Raw genomic sequence first — 18,064 nt, forward strand, 5'->3', positions numbered from 1 at the left:
GCATCGGTGCGCTCGTGCAGGTCATCGACTCCGCGGAGGGCGGTGAGCGGTGGGCCGACGAGCCGATCGGTTTGATCGTGGCTCCTGGCGGCAACCAGATCGTCGGCTACCCCGGCGTCGGCGAACCGCTGTCGTGGACCGTCGCGTTCGAGGAGCCCGTGTACACGAAGGACGGCCGCGGCCCCTTCGAGCGCGCGACCGTCCTGAGTCGTCAGTTGGTGCCGATCACGACCGGCAGCGGCGAGTAGCCCAGCGGGCTCAGTACTCTTCGGAGCCGCTCTTCATCATGGCGGCGACCGCCATGCAGCAGCCCACACCACCGAGGACGCCGATGCCGATGATGATGCCGGCGATGAGTTCGAGCATGGGGTGACTCCTTGGTTGCTTCGGCCGTGTGGCTTCCCTCAGGTTAGCGGATGCCGCGACGGATCAGCGGATGCCGCGACGGATCAGCGGATACCGCGCATGAGCTTCAGGACCGGCTTGGCCAGGACGAGCAGGACCACGCCGACCGCGACGGCGACGAGACCGAGCACGGCGAAGTACGGTGCCTCGTTCGCCGGGTCGTAGTACTGCGACAGCACTCCGGTGACGGCGGTGCCGAGCGACACGGACAGGAAGAACAGCGCGACCATCTGCGTCTGGAACTTCGGCGGCGCGAGCTTCGTGGCGACGGACTGCCCGACGGGTGACAGCAGCAGCTCGGCCAGCGTGAAGACGAGCAGGATGCCGACCAGGGCGAGCAGCGGCGTGCCGTTCTGGCCCGAGCCGACGAAGGGCAGGAACAGCAGGAACGCGACGCCCATGATGCCGGTGCCCAGGCCGAACTTCGTCGGGGTGGACGGCTGTCGGTCGCCGAGCTTGGTCCAGAGCGCCGCGAAGACCCCGGACAGCACGATGATGAAGACCGGGTTGATCGACTGCACCCACGAGACCGGCATGTCCCACCCGAAGAGCGAGCGGTTCAGTCGCTCGTCGGAGTAGACCGTGACGACGGTGAACTGCTGCTGGTAGAGCGACCAGAACACGGCGCTGCCGATGAAGAGCGGGATGAACGCGAACACCCGCGAGCGCTCCTGCGCCGTGATGCCGCTCGTCAGGATGACGACGAAGTACCCGATCGTGGCGAGGATCACGATCGCGACGACCACGGTGGGCAGGTTGCCGACGTTCAGCAGCCCGGTCAGGACGGCGACCGCGATCACGACCAGGGCGACGACGACCCCGACGCCGATCAGCGGCAGGCGTCGGCGGTCGACCGGGTTCGTCACGTGGCGGACCGTGTCGGGCAGGTTCTTCCGGCGGATGGCGTACTGGACCAGGCCGGCTGCCATGCCGACGGCGGCGAGCCCGAAGCCGTAGTGGAAGCCGAGCGAGCTCTGCAGCAGGCCGGTCAGGAGCGGCCCGAAGAACGCTCCGAGGTTCACGCCGAGGTAGTACAGCGAGAAGCCGGCGTCACGGCGGGGGTCGTCGCGGCTGTAGAGCCCGCCGACGATCGTCGTGGCGGTCGCCTTGAGTCCGCCGGACCCGAGCGCGATGAGCACGAGCCCGACGCCCACGCCGGCCACCCCGGGGATGAGCGCCAGGGCGATGTGGCCGAGCATGACGACGATCGCGCTGCCGAACAGGGTGCGGTCGGCACCGAGCAGCCGGTCGGCGATCCACGCACCGATGATCGTGAACAGGTACACGGCGCCGCCGTACGCGCCCATGATCCCGGTCGCGATGCCCTTGTCGATCCCCAGGCCGCCCTGCGTGACCGTGTAGTACATGTAGATCAGGACGATGCCCTGCATGCCGTAGAACGAGAAGCGCTCCCAGAGCTCCACCGCGAAGGGCGTCGACAGCTCGAACGGCTGTCCGAAGAAGGTGCGTTTGGGTTTGGGATCGTGTCCCGTGGTGGAGCCTGACATGTCGGCCAGTCTGCCCCGCGGGCCGGTGGCGCGCCCAATCGTCGATGGGTGCTCATCAAATCGATCGACGCGTGCAGTTGGAGGGTTCCCACCATCGTGGTCGGTCCGTGCCGGGCAGCGTTGTGCGGCCCGCACGGCGTTCCGCCGGCTCCCGGCGGCGGTGTCTAGCGTGGGGAGCGCAACACCGGACACCGCAGTTCAGGAGGACTCCGACCATGGTCGACACCGCATCCGCGCAGCACACCGGCACGCCCACGGCGAAGCACGACGCCGGCGTGAACCCGGGCACGAACGCCAGCGAGAACTCGGGCGAGAACGCGAGCAAGCACACGAGCGACAACCCGGGCAAGCAGACCGACATCCGCATCGACGTCGACATGGTCGAGACCCTCCTGCTCGGCCGCTGGGCCGAGGACCGCCGGATCTCCCGCCGCCTCGTGCTCGACCCCGCACTCCACAAGACCGAGGGTCTCGGCACCATCGAGCACCGAGCGCGCGCGTTCGAGCAGCTGCAGATCCTGGTCGACGCCGGAGCCATCCAGCGTCCGTACCCGCCGGAGCTCGGCGGCCAGGACAACCACGGCGGCAACCTGGCGGCGTTCGAGGAGATCACCACCGCCGACCCGTCGCTGCAGATCAAGGCCGGCGTGCAGTGGGGCCTGTTCGGCTCCGCGGTGCACCACCTCGGCACCGCACGGAACCACGAGGAGTTCCTGCCCGGCATCATCGGGTTCGACGTGCCCGGCTGCTTCGCCATGACCGAGACCGGCCACGGTTCGGACGTGCAGAACATCGCCACGTCGGCGACCTACGACCCCGCCACGCAGGAGTTCGTCGTGCACACGCCGTTCCGCGGGGCGTGGAAGGACTACATCGGCAACGCGGCCCTGCACGGCAAGGCGGCGGTCGTCTTCGCGAAGCTCGTCACCCAGGGCGTCGACCACGGCGTGCACGCGTTCTACGTGCCGCTCCGTGACGACGACGGCGCGTTCCTGCCGGGCGTCGGCGGCGAGGACGACGGCGTCAAGGGTGGCCTGAACGGCATCGACAACGGCCGGCTGCACTTCGACCACGTCCGCGTCCCCCGCACGAACCTGCTGAACCGCTACGGCGACGTCGCCGAGGACGGCACCTACAGCTCGCCGATCGACTCGCCCGGACGCCGCTTCTTCACGATGCTCGGCACCCTGGTGCAGGGCCGCGTGTCGCTCGACGGTGCCGCGGTCGTCGCCCAGAAGATCGGGCTGCAGATCGCGCTGACGTACGCGATGCAGCGCCGGCAGTTCCCGACGGCGGGCGGTGTCGAGGGCGTCCTGCTCGACTACGGCCGGCACCAGCGCCGACTGATCCCCCGTCTGGCGACGGTGTTCGCGCAGTCGTTCGCGCACGAGCAGCTGCTCCGCACCTTCGACGACGTGTTCAGCGGGCGAGCCGACACCCCAGAGCGCCGCGAGGACCTGGAGACCCAGGCCGCCGCGTTCAAGTCGCTGTCGACGTGGTCCGCCCTCGACACCCTGCAGGAGTGCCGTGAGGCCTGCGGCGGCGCGGGCTTCCTCGCCGAGAACCGCCTGACGAGCCTGCGCGCCGACCTCGACGTCTACGTGACGTTCGAGGGCGACAACACCGTCCTGCTGCAGCTCGTCGGCAAGCGTTTGCTCACCGACTTCCGGAAGCGGGCGCCGCGCGACGCCGCGTCGACCGCGAAGTTCGTCGCCTCGCAGGTGGGCGCGAAGCTCGCGGACGCCTCGGGCCTCCGCCGCCTGGGCCAGACCGTCGCCGACCGCGGGTCGCTCGCCGCGAGCGTCACGGACCTGCACGACCCCGCCACGCAGCGCGCGCTGCTCGCCGGCCGCGTGGACACGATGGTCACCGAGATCGGGCTCCGGCTGAACACCGCCGGCAAGGACCGCGCCCGCCAGGCCGTCCTCCTGAACCGGTCGCAGCACGAGCTGATCGAGGCTGCGCGCGCCCACGCGGAACTCATGCAGTGGGACGCCTTCACCGAGGGGCTCGACGCGGTCCCCGAGGGCGACACCCGCCGGGTCCTCGTGTGGCTGCGCGACCTGTTCGCGCTCGGGCTGCTCGAGCAGCACCTCGACTGGTACCTGGTGCACGGCCGCCTGAGCGCGCAGCGTGCCCGTGCGGTGTCGGCGTCGATCGACCGGCTCGTGGCGCGGCTCCGTCCGGTGGTCCCGCAGCTCATCGAGACCTTCGGCTACGAGCCCGGCCACGTGCGGGCGCCGATCGCGCTCGGCGAGGAGCAGGCGCGCCAGGACGAGGCCCGGGCGTGGTTCGCCGCCGAGGCGGCAGCCGGACGACTCCCCGAACAGGAGAAGAAGCCCCGCGCGTAGCCGCCCGGCCCGCGCCCCGCCAGCGTCATCGCGCCCCGAAGAGTCGGGGCGCTATGCCCGCCACGGGGCGCGCTCGCCGACGACGGTGCGACAACGACCGCGCCCGGCCCGGACTACGCCCGGTCGGCCCCGCCGCGGTCGCCGAGCGCGGCACGCAGCCGCGCCTCGGCGTCGTCACCGGAGGCACCGGTCGCGCTGGCAGCCGCAGCGGCCTCGGCGTTCGCCTCGGCGACCGCCCGCACGACCTCTTCACGCTGGATCTTCACCCCGCGTGGTGCGTCGATGCCGATCCGGACGCCGTCGCCCCGGGCGTCGAGGACCGTGATGACGATGTCGTCACCGACGAGGATCCGCTCGCCGACCTTCCGCGTGAGTACCAGCACCCGCTCAGCCTAGCGACAGGACGGGGACCCCCAGCAGGTCGACGGACTCCGGCGTGGCGGTCTCCCCCGCGCCGATCGCGACGACACCGGCCACCGGCAGCCGTGCGGCCACCGCGGACACCATCGCCGCAGTGTCCTCGGGCTTCCGTCCGACGTCGACGACCACCCAGACCTGGTCGGCCTCGATCCCTTCGCCGGTCGCCCGGTCGTCCCACGCGGCGACGGCGAGCACCGCGTGGCCGTCGCGCACGCCGTCGGCACGCGCGAGGATGGCGGACCGCCGGTCGGCGGCGTCCGTCGGCCGCAGCGCGTGCCGGACGGCGAACAGCCCGGCCGCGGCGTCGACGTCGTTCGCCCGGCCGACCAACAGGACCAGGTCACCGTCAGCAGACCGCACTGCCGGGACAGCAGATCGCACGGCAGGCGCCGTGGACCGGGCCGCGCGCCGGCCGGGCGCGACGTCGGGGACGGTGGCCGGGCCTCCTGGCAGGGTGTCGGTGACGGCCTGGAGGCGCGGGTCGACGTCCGCAGGCCCGTCCGCTCCGGGCAGGGCGCGCGTCGGGCGCGGGGCGCTCCCCGTGATCCCGTCCGCCACGAAGCCGTCGAGCACCGACGCGAACGCGTCGGCACGCGTCGCCTGGGTGCCGTCACCGCGCGCGATGCGGGCCTCGGCCGCGTCGGCGTCGGCGAGCAGCGCCGCGATGCCGATCCGCTGGACGGGTGAGTCGGCGATCACGACGCGTGCGGTCGGGGTCTCCCCCGGTTCCGGCACCTCGACGGTCGCCTCGACGTGCGCCTTGCGGAACAGCCCGCCGATGCCCGGCGTGGTGACCCGCTCGGCGGCGACGATCCGTGCACCCGCGCCGAACTCGGTCCGGACGGCGTCGCGGACCTCGTCGAGCGTCGCGCCGTTACGCTGCAATCGGGTCGGCGGCACGGACCACTCCCACGGTCTCGATGGTGGAGCCCGCGGCGGTGGCCTCCTGGTACGACAGCACCGGGAGCCCGTTCGACTGGGCGGCGACCATGCGGTGCACGGCCGGGCGGAGCTGCGGGGCGCAGACGAGGACGGCGGACAGTCCCTGGTCCTCGATGCTGCGCACGGCATCGCGGACGGAGCCCAGGACCTGCTCGATGCGGTGGGCGTCGAGGACGATCTGGCTGCCCTGTTCGGACGGTCGCAGGCCCTCGAGCATCGACTGCTCGAGCAGCGGGTCGATCATGATGACGCGCAGGGTGCCCTGGTCGGTGTGGCGGGCGGCGAGGGCGGGGCCGAGTGCGGCGCGGGCGGCCTCGACCAGCCCCTCGGGGTCGGTGGAGGCCTTGGCGCGCAGGGTCAGCGCCTCGCAGATCCGGCCGAGGTCGTTGATCGGCACGCGTTCGGCGAGCAGGCCCTGCAGCACGCGCTGGAGTTCGGCCATCGAGAGCATGCCCGGCACGAGTTCCTCGACCGCGGCGGGGTTGACCTGCTTGACGCCCTCGGTCAGGACCTTGACGTCCTCGCGGGTGAGCAGGCGGGCGGCGTTGTCGCCGATGACGGCCTGCAGGTGCGTGACGAGCACGGACACCCGGTCGATCACGGTGGCGCCGGTCATCTCGGCGGCGTGCCGGAGTTCGGCGGGCACCCACTTGCCGGTCAGGCCGAACACGGGCTCGACCGTCGAGGTGCCCGGCAGCCCGTCCAGGTGGTCGCCGAGCGCCAGGACGCTGCGGGCCGGGGCGGTGCCGCGGCCGGCCTCGACGCCGGCGATCCGGATGGCGTAGGTCGACGGCGGCAGGTCGATGCTGTCGCGGGTTCGGACCGGCGGCACGACGATGCCCATGTCGACGGCGATCTTGCGACGGAGGGCACGGACCCGGCCGAGCAGGTCGTCGGAGGCGCCGGACACCATGTCGACCAGGTCGGGCGCCAGCAGGATCTCGAGGGCGTGCACGCGCATCTGCTCGATGAGGTCCTCGGGGGTGTCGCCGGAGGGCGCGGCGGCCTCGAGGGCCTGCTGCTCGGCGGCGGCGGACTCGGCGTTCGCGGCGTTCCGGCCGATGCGCCACGCGGTGAACAGCAGGGTCGCACCGACGAGCAGGAAGGGCAGGATCGGCATGCCGGGGATGAACCCCATCGCGATGGCGGCGACGCCGGCGATCATCAGGGCGTTGCGCGACTGCGAGAGCTGGGTGGCGGCCGAGGCACCCATCTCGGACTCCGCGCCGGAGCGCGTGACGATCATGCCGGTGGAGACCGCCATGAGCAGGGCCGGGATCTGCGTGACGAGACCGTCGCCGATCGTCAGGATGCCGTACTTCGACAGGGCATCGGTGGCGGACAGCCCGTTCTGCAGCATGCCGATCGCGATGCCGCCGACCAGGTTGATGATGATGATCAGGATGCCGGCGATCGCATCGCCCTTGACGAACTTCGAGGCGCCGTCCATCGCGCCGTAGAAGTCGGCCTCGGCGGAGACCGCGGCACGGCGGTCCTTCGCCTGCTGGTCGGTGATGAGCCCGGCGTTCAGGTCGGCGTCGATCGCCATCTGCTTGCCGGGCATGGCGTCGAGGGTGAACCGTGCTCCGACCTCGGCGACGCGCTCGGCACCCTTCGTCACGACGACGAACTGGATGACGATGAGGATGAGGAAGATCACCGCGCCGATGATGATCGACCCGGACACGGCGACGTGGCCGAACGCCTGGATGACGTCGCCGGCGAAGCCCTCGCCGAGCACGAGCCGGGTCGACGCCACGTTCAGGCCGAGGCGGAACAGCGTCGCGACGAGCAGCAGCGACGGGAACACCGAGAAGTCGAGCGGCTTCTTCACGAACAGCGTCGTGAGCAGGATCACCAGCGCCAGCAGGATGTTGATGATGATCAGGAAGTCGAGCAGGAACGACGGCACCGGCAGGATCAGCAGCAGGATGATGCCGACGATGAACACCGGGACGACGAGCTTCGGCAGGTCCTTGCGGTTCATGCGGGGAGTCCTTCGGTCGGGGTCTCGGCGATGCGCGGTGCGCGGAGCTTGCGGGGGCGGAGGTCACCGGTCAACGTGGCCGGGTCGATGACGCTCGCCACCTCGTCGGGCGTGGTCGGCCTCGGTGGTGCGTGGGTGCCGGCCGCTGCACCGCGGGCCTTCAGGGCCATCACGAACGACAGCACCCGGGCGACCGGCGTGTACAGGTCGACGGGGATCTCGTGCCCGAGCTCGCACGCGGCGTGCAGCGCTCGGGTGAGCGGGACGTCGCGCACGATCGGCACACGGTCCTCCTCCGCCCGGGCACGGATGACGTCGGCGACGGGCCCGGCGCCCTTCGCGACCACCCGGGGCGCGGCCTTGCCCGGCTCGTACTTGAGCGCGACGGCGTAGTGGGTCGGGTTCGTCATGACGACGTCAGCGGTGCCGACCGCCTGGATCATCCGGTTGCGGCTCATCGCGAGCTGGCGGGAGCGGCGCTGACCCTTGACGAGCGGGTCGCCGTCGCTCTTCTTCTGCTCGTCCTTGACCTCGCGCTTGGTCATCATGGTGCGCTTGCGGTTGCGGCGGATGACCACGAGCACGTCGATCGCGGCGAGGACGAGCCCGGCGGCGATCGCGGCGCGGAGCAGGGTGCCCGCGCCGTCCGCTGCGGCCTCGAGCACGGCGGACAACGGCAGCGAGCCGCTGGTCATGAGCACGGGCATCAGGCCCTGCACGGCGAACCAGAGCACGAGGCCGACGACGGTGGTCTTCAGCAGCGCCTTCGCCCCGTTCCAGAGCGCCTGGACGCCGAACACGCGCTTCAGGCCCGCGATGGGGTCGAAGTGCGACGCCTCGGGCGCGAGCTTCCGGATGTGCACCCCGCCCTGCGCGACGGCGGCCGCGGTGACGGCGACGAGCACCACCGCGAGCATCGGGCCGAGGGTCGCGCCGACGCTGGCCATCGCGTCGCCGAACACGTGGTTCATGGTGCCGATCGTCGGGTTCGCGATGACGGACTGCACGGCGACGAGCTGTGCCGTGCCTGCGGCTGCCGCGTTGCCGATCATCGACGGCACCATGAGTGCGACGACGGCGATGCCGATCCACGCACCGAGGTCCTGGGACCGGCCGAGCTGGCCCTTCCGGTGGACCTCCTGCATGCGCTTCTGGGTGGCCTTCTCGGACTTCTCACCACTGTCGGACACGGCGCCTCACCCCCGTCCCGTGATCGCCTGGACGGCGTCGCCGGTCAGCGACGACACCACCGAGGGCAGGGCCATGAAGAGCGCTCCGGCGAACAGGACGGTCAGCCCGATCTTGATCGGGAACCCCATCTGGAACGCGTTGAGGGCCGGTGCGACACGGGTGAGCAGCCCGAGGCCGACGTCCGCCAGGAACAGCACGACCACCAGCGGCCCGGCGATCTGCAGCGTCGCCAGGAACATCTGCGACATCGCCGCCACGAGCAGGTGGGCCAGACCGTCGACCGCGAAGCTGCCGGTGAGGGGCACGGCGTCGAAGGACCGCACGAGCCCACCGACGATGAGCTGGTACCCGCCCGAGGTGAACAGGAGCGCGAGCGCCGCCATCTGGAACAGCCGGGTGAACTGGGCGCCGTTGACCTGCGACTGCGGGTCGAACGCCTGCGCGAGCGTGAACCCGCCGAACAGGTCGATGAGCGCACCGGCGGACTGCACCGCGGCGAACACCAGAAACACCAGGAAGCCGAGCGACAACCCGACGACGAGCTGGGTGAGCAGCGCGAGCAGGAAGGGCCCGGTGTCGAGCGACTCGTATCCGACCGCGACGCGGGGGGCGACCCCGATCGCCAGGCCGAGCCCGAGGATCACCTTCACGGTGCCGGGGAACGCCCGGTACGAGAACGGCGGCGCGATGACGAAGAACGCGACGAGCCGGACGCCGGCGAGCATGGTCGCCTCCAGACGGTCGGCGTTGATCGCGAGCTCCATCAGCCGCTGCCGAGCAGCTTCGGGATCATGTCGAAGGCGACGTGCGTGAACGCCACCATCTCCGAGATCATCCAGTTGCCGCAGACGACCAGGGCGATCGCGACGGCGACGGCCTTCGGCACGAACGAGAGCGTGACCTCCTGGATCTGGGTCACGGACTGGAACAGCGAGATCGCGAACCCGACGACGAGCGACGTGACGAGCACCGGAGCGGCGAGCTTGCCCGCGACCAGGAGCGCCTGGAGGACCAGGTCGATGACGGCCTGCTGGTTCATGCCTGCCCCCTAGACAACGTGGTAGCTCTCGATGAGCGACGTGATGATGAGGCCCCAGCCGTCGACCAGGACGAAGAGCAGGATCTTGAAGGGCAGCGAGATCATGACCGGCGGGAGCATCATCATGCCCATCGACATGAGCGCCGCCGAGACGACGAGGTCGATCACCAGGAACGGGATGAAGATGACGAACCCGATGATGAACGCGCTGCGGAGCTCCGAGATGATGAACGCCGGGATGACGGTCGTCATCGGCACGTCGGCCATCGACTTCGGGTTGTCGAGCCCTGCGGCGCGGGTGATCAGGGCGACGTCCTCGTCACGGGTCTGGTGCAGCATGAAGGTCCGGAGCGGCTTCGTGCCGATCTCGACGGCCTGGTTGAAGTCGAGGTGGCCGGCCAGGTAGGGCTGCAGGGCGTCGTCGTTGATGTGCCCGAGCACCGGCGCCATCACGAACAGCGACAGGAACAGCGCCAGGCCCGCGATCACCTGGTTCGGCGGGATCGACTGCAGCCCCAGGGCGTTCCGCGTCATCGCGAGGACGACGAAGATCTTCGTGAACGACGTCATCATGAGCATGAGCGCCGGGGCGACGCTGAGCAGCGTGATGCCGATGAGCGTCACGACGGCCGACGACGGGGTGCCGTCCGGACCGTTCACGCTGACGCTGAAGTCGCCGTTCGCGGGAGCGGTCGGCGTCGCGGGGGCGGTCGGTTCGACGACGCCGGCGGCGTGGGCACCGGTCGCGGTGAGCATGAGGAAGCCGGCGACGACCGCCAGCCCGAGCAGGACGAGGGCGGCGGTGCGTCCGGTGCGGACCGCGGTCACCCGGCGCGCCGGTTCCGCAGGGCGGCGGCTGCCTGCCGCCAGGTGTCGACCGACAGGATCGAGCCCTGCAGCTGCTGCGCGGTCGGCACCGTGGTGCGCTGCGGACGACGGTTGCGCGGGCGCATCGGGAGGGGCTGCGCCGTGGCTTCCGTTCGGTCGGACGGGAGGGACGTGGGGGCGTCCGCCTGCAGCGCCAGTTCCTGACCGAACGCGTCGGCCGACGGGGCGGGACGCACGGGCAGCTGCACGGGTCCGGTCACGATGGTGAGCTCCGGAGCGGGCGCCTGCCCGCTCGTCAACAGGCTGACGCCCTGCTCGGAGACCCCGAGCACCAGACGCTCCCCCTCGACGTCCACCACCACGACGCTCGCCTTGCCGCCGAGGCCCTGGCGACCGACGACCTCGACGGTCGCCGCACGGCGCCCGGAGGTCTTGCCCGCGAAGCGCTTCTTGCTGGCACGGTGCAGCACCCACATGAGGGCGAGCACGACGCCGAGCGACAGCGCGACGCGGAGCGTGATGAGGAGGGTGTCCACGCGGGGCTCAGAGGGATTCGGCGACGTCGAGGATGCGGGTGATCCGGACGGCGTAGTCCTGGTCGACGACGACGACCTCGCCGTGCGCGATGAGGCGACCGTTCAGCAGGACGTCGGCGGGCGCACCGGCGCTGCGGTCGAGTTCGACGACCGCGCCGGGCTCCATGCCGAGCACGTCGCGGACCGACATGCGGGTGCGGCCGATCTCCACGGTCAGGGTCATCTCGACGTTGTTGATGCGGCCGAGGTTGCCGGCGGGCACCCCGACGGGTGCGGCGGCCGAGACCGTGCCGTGCTCGCGCACCCGGATGCCGAACCAGCCGCTCGGGACACCACCGGCGGTCAGCTCGAACACCACCGTGTCGGGGTCGGCCAGCAGCGCCGCCGCCGACTCGCGGCTCGCCTCACCGAGGACCCCGACGCCGAGCACGGACGCGGCGGCCTCAAGCGACGGACGCAGCACGTCGGTGACGGCCACGATCCCGTGGTCGGTGCCGCCGGCAGCGATCACGGCCTCGAGGTCGGTGAGCACGAGTGCCAGATCGGCCGACAGGCCGCCGACGAACGACGCGACCACGGCGTCGGTCGCCGCTTCGAGCACGACCGGGGTCGCGCCTCCCGGCAGCAGCAGCGCACCCAGCGGGACGGCCGTCGGGAGCTGCGCCGCGAGCGACTCGGCCGCGGTGGTCTGGAGGGTGGTCGTTTCGGTCATCAGTGCTGCTCCGTGCTCGTGGTGGTGACGACGATGCCGGCGAGGCGCGAGCCGTTCGCGCCGACCGCGGCGGTGCCGACGGGTTCACCGTCGACCGCGATGGTGAGGGGGCGGTGCTGCGGGTGCGGCAGCGGCAGGACGTCGCCGACCGCGAGCCGGAGCACCTGCGTGGGCAGGACGGTCGCCGGGGCGAAGCGCAGGCTGACGCCGACGGGGACGCCCGCGAGCTGCGCGTCGAGCAGGGCCTGGGCGTCGGCGGGCGACACGTGCGCGGCGGCCTCGCCGAGCTGCGGCAGCACGGCCTCGGCCGGCAACGCGAGCGTGCCGGGGGCGACGCGGTCGCCGACGCGGATCGAGAACGCCGCGACGATCATCAGGTCGCCCTTCTGGGCGGCCTGGGCGAACTGCGAGTTGAACTGGAAGCCACCAGCCGTGACGTCGTGCGCGAGCAACCCGCCGAACGAGTAGCGGAGGTCGTCGAGGGCGTCCTCGACGATCTTGCGCACGAGGGCCTGCTCGATGGGCGTGAAGGTGCGCTCCGGGGTCGGCAGCGGCTTCGAGGCGCCGAGGGCGTGCGAGACCCAGGTCAGCGCGGCGTCGAGCGGGACCTGCAGGACGCCCTTCGGGGCGATGTCCGCGATCGGCAGCAGCACCATGCCGGTGAGCGCGGGCAGCGAGGCGGCGTACTCGTCGTACGTCACCATCTGCACCTGCTCGCAGGTGACCTGGCTGACGGCACGCACCTTCGCGGTGAGCTGCGTGCCCCACTGCCGCGCGAAGGTCTCGAACGCGAGCTCGAGGACCCGGGCGTGCTCGCGGGCGAGCGTCGACGGGCGCGCGAAGTCGTACACCTCGGGCGCTGGCAGGGTCTCGGTCACGGGTGCGTCTATCGGTCGCCTGTGCGGCACCCGTCAGTGCTGTACCCCGTACTGGGGATGCGGGGTCTCCAGCCCCGTCGATCGTGCGTCAGCCCTGGCGTGCTCCGTCCTGCGCCTTCGCCAGTGCCGGCATCAGCGCGCTGACGTCCTGGTCGGCGTTCGACAGGACCACGATGTCGACCCGTCGGTTCAGGGCGAGGTCCTGGTCGGTGCCGCCCTTCGCGAGCGGCCGGCTCGACCCGAAGCCGACGCTCTGCACGTGGTCGCCCGGCATCCCGCCACGCTCGACGAGGTCGCGCAGCACCCCCGTCGCCCGAGCGGCGCTGAGCTCCCAGTTGGTGGCGTACGGTGCCGTCGAGTTCCGCTGGTCGGCGTGCCCCTCGACGCTGACGTCGTGGTGGCTCGTCTGCAGGACCGGGGCGATCGCGTCCATGATCGACCTCGCCTGGTCGGACAGGTCGGCGCTGTTCGTGCCGAAGTAGGTCTCACTGCCGACGAGCCGGACGATCAGGCCACGGGCGTCGACGGTGAACTGCACGTTCGCGGTCTGGCCGGCCTTCGCGAGGTTCTGCTTGATCGCCTGCTCGATCGCGGTGAGGTCGTCGAGCTCCTTCTGGGCGTCGGCGAGGTCCTGCTTCGTCGCGGTCACCGGCACGACGGTCGACGCGGGGTCGACGTTGGTGTCCTTCGTGCCGGACGACGCCGTCGAGTGGTCGGCCTGCGACTTGTCGGTCGAGTACCCGGAGCCGTCCTCGACCTGGTCCTTCGTCACCACCGTGCCGCTGGCGGTGTCGACCTTCTGCGACTTCACCTCGCCGAAGCCGGTCGCCAGGGAGTTCTTCAGGGCGATGTACTTCTCCTGGTCGACCGTCGACATGGCGAACAGCACCAGGAACATGCACATCAGCACCGTGATCATGTCCATGTACGAGGCCATCCAGCGCTCGTCGGGGTGCTCGGCGTCGTCGTGGCCCTTCTTCGCACGACCGCGGCCACGGCCACGGGGGTTCGCGCTCATCGTCAGGCCGCCAGCTGCTGGTCGTCGGCGTCGGCGTCCTGCTTGTTCTTGCCGGCCTTGCTCTTCGAGGTGTCGGTGCGCGCTGCCGGCGGCACCATCGCCTTGAGGCGTTCACCGAGCAGGCGCGGCTGGCCGCCTGCCTGGACCGCGAGCAGCCCCTCCATCAGGAGCGTCTGGCGGTCCGACTCGAGCTGTGCGAGCTTCCGGAGCTTGCCGCCGATCGGCAGCCACATGAAGTTCGCGGTGAGCAGGCCCCACAGGGTCGCGACGAACGCACTCGCGATGAGGGGACCGAGCTCGTCGGGCTTGCCGAGGTTCGCGAGCACGTGGGTCAGGGACACCACGGTGCCGATGATGCCGACCGTCGGAGCGAAGCCGCCGAGTCCCATGAAGAACGCACTCGCACTGCGCGTGGGGGCCGCGTTCGACTCGATCTCGTCCTCGAGCAGGATCCGCAGCTCGTCGCCGTCGGTGCCGTCCGCGATGTTCTGCAGCGCCTTCTTCATGAACGGGTCGTCGTGCTTGTCGGCCTCCTGCTCGAGGGCGAGCAGACCGTTCGACCGAGCCGTCTCCGCCAGGCCCACGACGTCGTCGATGACCGACTGCGGTGGCGTGACCTTGCCGGTGAACGCCTTCGGGACGGCCTTGAAGCTCGCGATGGCGTCCTTCAGCGTGGTGCTCGCGATCCCGCAGCCGATGGTGGCTCCGAACACGAGCAGCATCGGCGCGGGCAGGAACAGCCCGGCGAGCTCGACGTGCTCCATCTCGACCATGCCGAACAGGGCGCCGAAGGCGAGCAGGATCCCGATGATCGTCGCGATGTCCACGTCAGCGTCCCCCGTCCTGCGTGCGGAGCGGAGCGACCGCGGCGAGCGTCGGCTGGGGGCCGGTGGCGTTCCGCGTGTTCGGCAGGTCGGTGCCGTACGCCATGCCGACGATGCGGGCGCGGTACGCGGCGATCAGGTCGATGACGTCGGCCATGGACTCGCGGACGATGTACTTCGCCCCGTCGACCATGATGAGCGTCGTGTCCGGCGTCTCGTGGATGCGCTCCACGAGGTCGGGGTTGACAGCGAATGCGCTGCCGTTGAGTCGTGTGACGACGATCATGGCCCGTCCTGGTTCTCGATCGTCCCGCCGCCGTCCGTGGGGCGGGATGCTGCCCGTCCGTGGGCCTGCACGGAGGTCTATCGGCGGGTGGGGCCGGGGCGTTAGCAGCGGTCTGGCGGCGGCTCGGCTGATCCGCACGGATCCGGTGCATCCGATCGGGGTCCACGGCAGGTAGTGGGGGTACGACGTCGATGACGACGCCGTCCGCTCCGGCCCGGACCGGCCCGAAGGAGAACGCCATGCGCAAGACACTCGTCACCGGCCTGAGCGCCGGTGTGCTGTTCGCGGCCGCCGCGGTCGTACTGCCCGCGACCGCCGCGACCGCCGCCACCGGTGAGGCGACACTCTCGGTCCTCCACGCCGTCCCGGACGTCACCGTGGACGTGTACCTCGACGGGAAGCGGGCGATCGACGACTTCACTCCCGGCACCCTCGCCGGTCCGATGATGGTGCCGGCAGGTGCACACCAACTCGCCATCACCGCCTCGGACGCCGCCGACGCGTCGAAGCCGATCATCGGACCGGCGGACGTCTCGTTCGACGCGGGCGGCAACTACACCGCGGTCGCACACGACGCGGCGGACGGATCACCGACCGCCACGGTGTTCACCAACGACACCTCCGCCGTGCCCGCCGGCCAGGGGCGTCTCGTCGTCCGGCACGTCGCGGCCGCACCCGCGGTCGACGTCCTCGCCGGCGGGAAGGCCGCCGTCACGAACCTGTCGAACCCGGACGAGCAGGCACTGGAACTGGCGGCCGGCACGGTCTCGGCGACCGTCGCCGCGACCGGGACGACCGACCCCGTGATCGGCCCGGCAGACGTCGCGGTCACGGCCGGCGCCGACACCATCGTGTACGCGTGGGGCAGCCTGGACGACTCGAACCTCGCGCTCGCCACGCAGACGATCTCGGACCTCGGTGGCACGCCGAACGGTGTCCCCGCCGGCAACGCGGGTCTGGTGGCCACGAACGGCCAGGCCGCTCTGCCGCTCGTCGGTGGTGCAGCAGCAGCCCTGGCCGCAGCCGCCGCGATCGGTGCCGTGCTGCTCCGTCGACGCACCGCAGCGGCCCGCCGCTGAACGTGCGGTCCCCAGTGCGGTCCGTCACGGTGACGGCCATCGTCGTCGCCGTGGCGGTCGCATCCCTGACCGGGTGCTCGTCGGCCGGATACGCCCCCGACGGGCAGCCGCCCGCCCTGCCGACGAGCACCCCCACTCCGGTCCCGACGGCGTTCTCGACCGCGGTGCCGCAGCAGGCAGCCACCATCCCCCCGGTCCGGCGCGCACCGGCTCCGACCGGCATCGTCGTCGACCACGACGGCATCAGCGCCCCCGTCCAGCCCGAGGGCGTCGACGGCAGCGGGGCGATGGGCCTCCCGCCCGACCCCGCGACCGCCGGGTGGTACCGGTTCGGCCCAGCGCCATCGTCACCGGAGGGCACCGTCGTGATCGCCGCCCACGTCGACGCCGTCGGGTACGGTATCGGACCCTTCGCCCGGCTCCGGGACGTCCCCCGCGGGACGACGATCACCCTCACCGACGCTGCCGGTGCCGACACCCGGTGGCGGATCGACTCCGTCAGCACGCTCGAGAAGCAGGGCCTCCCCTGGGGAGACGTGTTCCGCGACGACGGACCGCGCCGACTCGTCCTGGTCACGTGCGGCGGCCGGTTCGACACGAGCACCGGACACTACGAGAGCAACCTCGTCGTCACCGCGGCACCGATCTGACCGAGGCGACCGACGGCCGCTTACGATCAGGTCGTGGTCGACGACGACCGCACCAGCGACAGGAAGACGTGACGACCATCCTCCCGGACGACGGCGAACTCTCCGACGCGTTCAGCGCCGGGGGCGAGCACGCCCTGCGCGCCGTCTACGAACGCTGGTCGTCGCTCGTGTACTCCTTGGCCCTGCGGGCGCTGTCGGACCCGGCAGCCGCGGAGGACGTCACGCAGCAGGTCTTCGTGAAGGCCTGGCAGCGGAGCGCCAGCTACGACCCTGCCAGGGGTCCGCTCGGCGCCTGGCTGGTCGGCATCACCCGCAACTGCATCGTCGACGCCCTGAACGATCGCCGTCGGCACGCCAGCGCAGCCGACCCCGAAGTCGTCGAAGCGACGACGCCCGCACCGGAACCGGCGTTCGACCTGGCGGAGCGCGCACTGGTCGCGGGCGAGCTCGACCGACTCGACGAGACACCGAGACGAGTTATGCGACTGGCGTTCTACGACGACCTCAGCCATCGTGAGATCGCCGAACGGCTCGACCTGCCGCTGGGCACCGTGAAGAGCCACATCCACCGGAGTCTGGCTCGGCTCCGAACACGTCTGGAGGTGATCGAATGAAGCACGTCGACGACGAGACCCTGGCGATGCTCGCGGTCTCCGACCAGGTGGCTGAGGACGACGTCGCCGAACACCTGGCGTCCTGCGCCCGGTGCCGCGACGAGGTCGCCGTGCTGCAGCGGGTCGCCGCCGTCACGCGGGCGTCCGACGACCTCGAGCTCATCGCGCCACCGGACCACGTGTGGGACCGGATCGCGGCCGAGATCGCGCAGACGCCGCAGCAGGTGACCGCCCCCGTCGACCAGCGGTCCCACGTCGTGTCCCGTCGACCCCGGTCGGCCACGCGTCTTCGTCGTCTCGTGACGGTCCTGATCGCGGGTGCCGGCGTCCTCGCGGTCGTCCTGGGCATCGGCGTGGCGACCGGCGTCGTCCCCGGGTTGCCCCGTGGGGGCACCGAGACCGTCCTCGCGAACACCGAACTCGCGGCGCTCCCCGGCTGGTCCGGCACGTCCGGTACCGCCGAACTCGAACGCGACCGGGACGGGCGGGTGACGCTCGTGGTCGACCTGCACGGTGAACGCGGTCGATCCGGTACCGGTCCGCTCCGCGAGGTCTGGATGATGCGGTCCGACCTCGCCGGCCTGGTGAGCGTCGGCTACCTGGACGGCGACCGCGGCACCTTCACCGTGCCCGCCGACCTGGACACCGCGCGGTTCCCCGTGGTCGACGTCTCCGCCGAGGCGGACGACGGCGACCCGGCGCACTCCGGCGACTCGATCGTGCGCGGGACGCTGACCGATCCCTGAGCGTCTTCGTCCCCCGAATTCTCAGCTGTGACGTATTCGAGACCTCGGGA

Annotated in this window: 20 protein-coding genes; 6 read left to right on the forward strand and 14 right to left on the reverse strand. The window is 71.3% G+C overall.

What is annotated here, in order from left to right; genetic code table 11:
- Window positions 1-248 (forward strand): hypothetical protein (locus GVL05_RS14115; protein WP_159573526.1); only part of this gene is annotated, 248 nt, incomplete at its 5' end.
- Window positions 249-449: 201 nt separating this feature from the next.
- On the opposite strand, the gene GVL05_RS14120 is transcribed toward GVL05_RS14115, so the two are convergent.
- Window positions 450-1,913, reverse strand: coding sequence for a peptide MFS transporter (locus tag GVL05_RS14120; protein ID WP_159573527.1), 1,464 nt, complete (start codon window positions 1,911-1,913; stop codon window positions 450-452).
- Window positions 1,914-2,290: 377 nt separating this feature from the next.
- Here GVL05_RS14120 and GVL05_RS14125 point away from each other — a divergent pair, with 377 nt between their 5' ends.
- The gene (locus GVL05_RS14125) at window positions 2,291-4,264 is read left to right on the forward strand and encodes an acyl-CoA dehydrogenase (protein WP_228505749.1); all 1,974 of its coding nucleotides are present in this window, start codon (window positions 2,291-2,293) and stop codon (window positions 4,262-4,264) included.
- 113 nt (window positions 4,265-4,377) lie between these two features.
- On the opposite strand, the gene csrA is transcribed toward GVL05_RS14125, so the two are convergent.
- The 13 genes from csrA to GVL05_RS14190 form a co-directional block, all read right to left on the reverse strand.
- Window positions 4,378-4,647: a carbon storage regulator CsrA gene (gene csrA, locus GVL05_RS14130; protein ID WP_159573529.1), complete on the reverse strand. Its 270-nt coding sequence runs from the start codon at window positions 4,645-4,647 to the stop codon at window positions 4,378-4,380.
- Between the two features lie 4 nt (window positions 4,648-4,651).
- Window positions 4,652-5,584, reverse strand: coding sequence for a hypothetical protein (locus GVL05_RS14135; RefSeq protein WP_159573530.1), 933 nt, complete (start codon window positions 5,582-5,584; stop codon window positions 4,652-4,654).
- Window positions 5,559-7,613: a flagellar biosynthesis protein FlhA gene (locus GVL05_RS14140; protein ID WP_159573531.1), complete on the reverse strand. Its 2,055-nt coding sequence runs from the start codon at window positions 7,611-7,613 to the stop codon at window positions 5,559-5,561. The genes GVL05_RS14135 and GVL05_RS14140 overlap by 26 nt, the downstream gene beginning before the upstream one ends.
- Window positions 7,610-8,803, reverse strand: coding sequence for a flagellar biosynthesis protein FlhB (locus GVL05_RS14145; protein WP_123292761.1), 1,194 nt, complete (start codon window positions 8,801-8,803; stop codon window positions 7,610-7,612). The genes GVL05_RS14140 and GVL05_RS14145 overlap by 4 nt, the downstream gene beginning before the upstream one ends.
- A gap of 6 nt (window positions 8,804-8,809) precedes the next feature.
- Window positions 8,810-9,568 (reverse strand): flagellar biosynthetic protein FliR, encoded by a 759-nt coding sequence (locus GVL05_RS14150; protein WP_123339580.1) that lies wholly within the window; start codon window positions 9,566-9,568, stop codon window positions 8,810-8,812.
- Complete coding sequence (fliQ, locus tag GVL05_RS14155) at window positions 9,568-9,843, reverse strand: flagellar biosynthesis protein FliQ (RefSeq protein ID WP_111084131.1); 276 nt, start codon at window positions 9,841-9,843, stop codon at window positions 9,568-9,570. The genes GVL05_RS14150 and fliQ overlap by 1 nt, the downstream gene beginning before the upstream one ends.
- 9 nt (window positions 9,844-9,852) lie before the next feature.
- On the reverse strand, window positions 9,853-10,599 hold the full coding sequence (gene fliP, locus GVL05_RS14160) for a flagellar type III secretion system pore protein FliP (protein WP_228505755.1): 747 nt from the start codon (window positions 10,597-10,599) through the stop codon (window positions 9,853-9,855).
- Window positions 10,600-10,667: 68 nt separating this feature from the next.
- The gene (locus tag GVL05_RS14165; protein WP_159573532.1) at window positions 10,668-11,207 is read right to left on the reverse strand and encodes a flagellar biosynthetic protein FliO; all 540 of its coding nucleotides are present in this window, start codon (window positions 11,205-11,207) and stop codon (window positions 10,668-10,670) included.
- Between the two features lie 7 nt (window positions 11,208-11,214).
- Window positions 11,215-11,919 (reverse strand): flagellar motor switch protein FliN, encoded by a 705-nt coding sequence (gene fliN / locus GVL05_RS14170; protein ID WP_123292757.1) that lies wholly within the window; start codon window positions 11,917-11,919, stop codon window positions 11,215-11,217.
- Complete coding sequence (locus GVL05_RS14175; protein WP_131920250.1) at window positions 11,919-12,797, reverse strand: flagellar motor switch protein FliM; 879 nt, start codon at window positions 12,795-12,797, stop codon at window positions 11,919-11,921. The genes fliN and GVL05_RS14175 overlap by 1 nt, the downstream gene beginning before the upstream one ends.
- An 88-nt stretch (window positions 12,798-12,885) precedes the next feature.
- Window positions 12,886-13,815 carry a flagellar motor protein MotB gene (locus GVL05_RS14180; protein WP_159573533.1) on the reverse strand — a complete coding sequence of 310 codons (930 nt, stop codon included), beginning with the start codon at window positions 13,813-13,815 and terminating at the stop codon, window positions 12,886-12,888.
- A 2-nt stretch (window positions 13,816-13,817) separates the two neighbouring features.
- The gene (locus tag GVL05_RS14185; RefSeq protein WP_159573534.1) at window positions 13,818-14,642 is read right to left on the reverse strand and encodes a motility protein A; all 825 of its coding nucleotides are present in this window, start codon (window positions 14,640-14,642) and stop codon (window positions 13,818-13,820) included.
- A 1-nt stretch (window position 14,643) separates the two neighbouring features.
- Window positions 14,644-14,925: a flagellar FlbD family protein gene (locus GVL05_RS14190; protein WP_123938088.1), complete on the reverse strand. Its 282-nt coding sequence runs from the start codon at window positions 14,923-14,925 to the stop codon at window positions 14,644-14,646.
- Between the two features lie 239 nt (window positions 14,926-15,164).
- Here GVL05_RS14190 and GVL05_RS14195 point away from each other — a divergent pair, with 239 nt between their 5' ends.
- The 4 genes from GVL05_RS14195 to GVL05_RS14210 all read left to right on the forward strand — a co-directional run bounded on the left by GVL05_RS14195 (window position 15,165) and on the right by GVL05_RS14210 (window position 18,014).
- Window positions 15,165-16,004 (forward strand): DUF4397 domain-containing protein, encoded by an 840-nt coding sequence (locus tag GVL05_RS14195; protein WP_159573535.1) that lies wholly within the window; start codon window positions 15,165-15,167, stop codon window positions 16,002-16,004.
- A gap of 50 nt (window positions 16,005-16,054) precedes the next feature.
- A complete protein-coding gene (locus tag GVL05_RS14200) occupies window positions 16,055-16,654 on the forward strand; it encodes a class F sortase (protein ID WP_159573536.1) in 600 nt (199 codons plus the stop codon).
- A 68-nt stretch (window positions 16,655-16,722) separates the two neighbouring features.
- Window positions 16,723-17,268, forward strand: coding sequence for an RNA polymerase sigma factor (locus GVL05_RS14205; RefSeq protein WP_123671820.1), 546 nt, complete (start codon window positions 16,723-16,725; stop codon window positions 17,266-17,268).
- Entirely contained in the window at window positions 17,265-18,014 is a 750-nt protein-coding gene (locus tag GVL05_RS14210; RefSeq protein ID WP_123671821.1) for an anti-sigma factor, read from the forward strand. Before GVL05_RS14205 ends, GVL05_RS14210 begins: the two co-directional genes overlap by 4 nt.
- Window positions 18,015-18,064 lie beyond the last annotated feature (50 nt).

It is taken from the genome of Curtobacterium sp. 18060, assembly GCF_902706105.1.
GTDB lineage: Bacteria > Actinomycetota > Actinomycetes > Actinomycetales > Microbacteriaceae > Curtobacterium.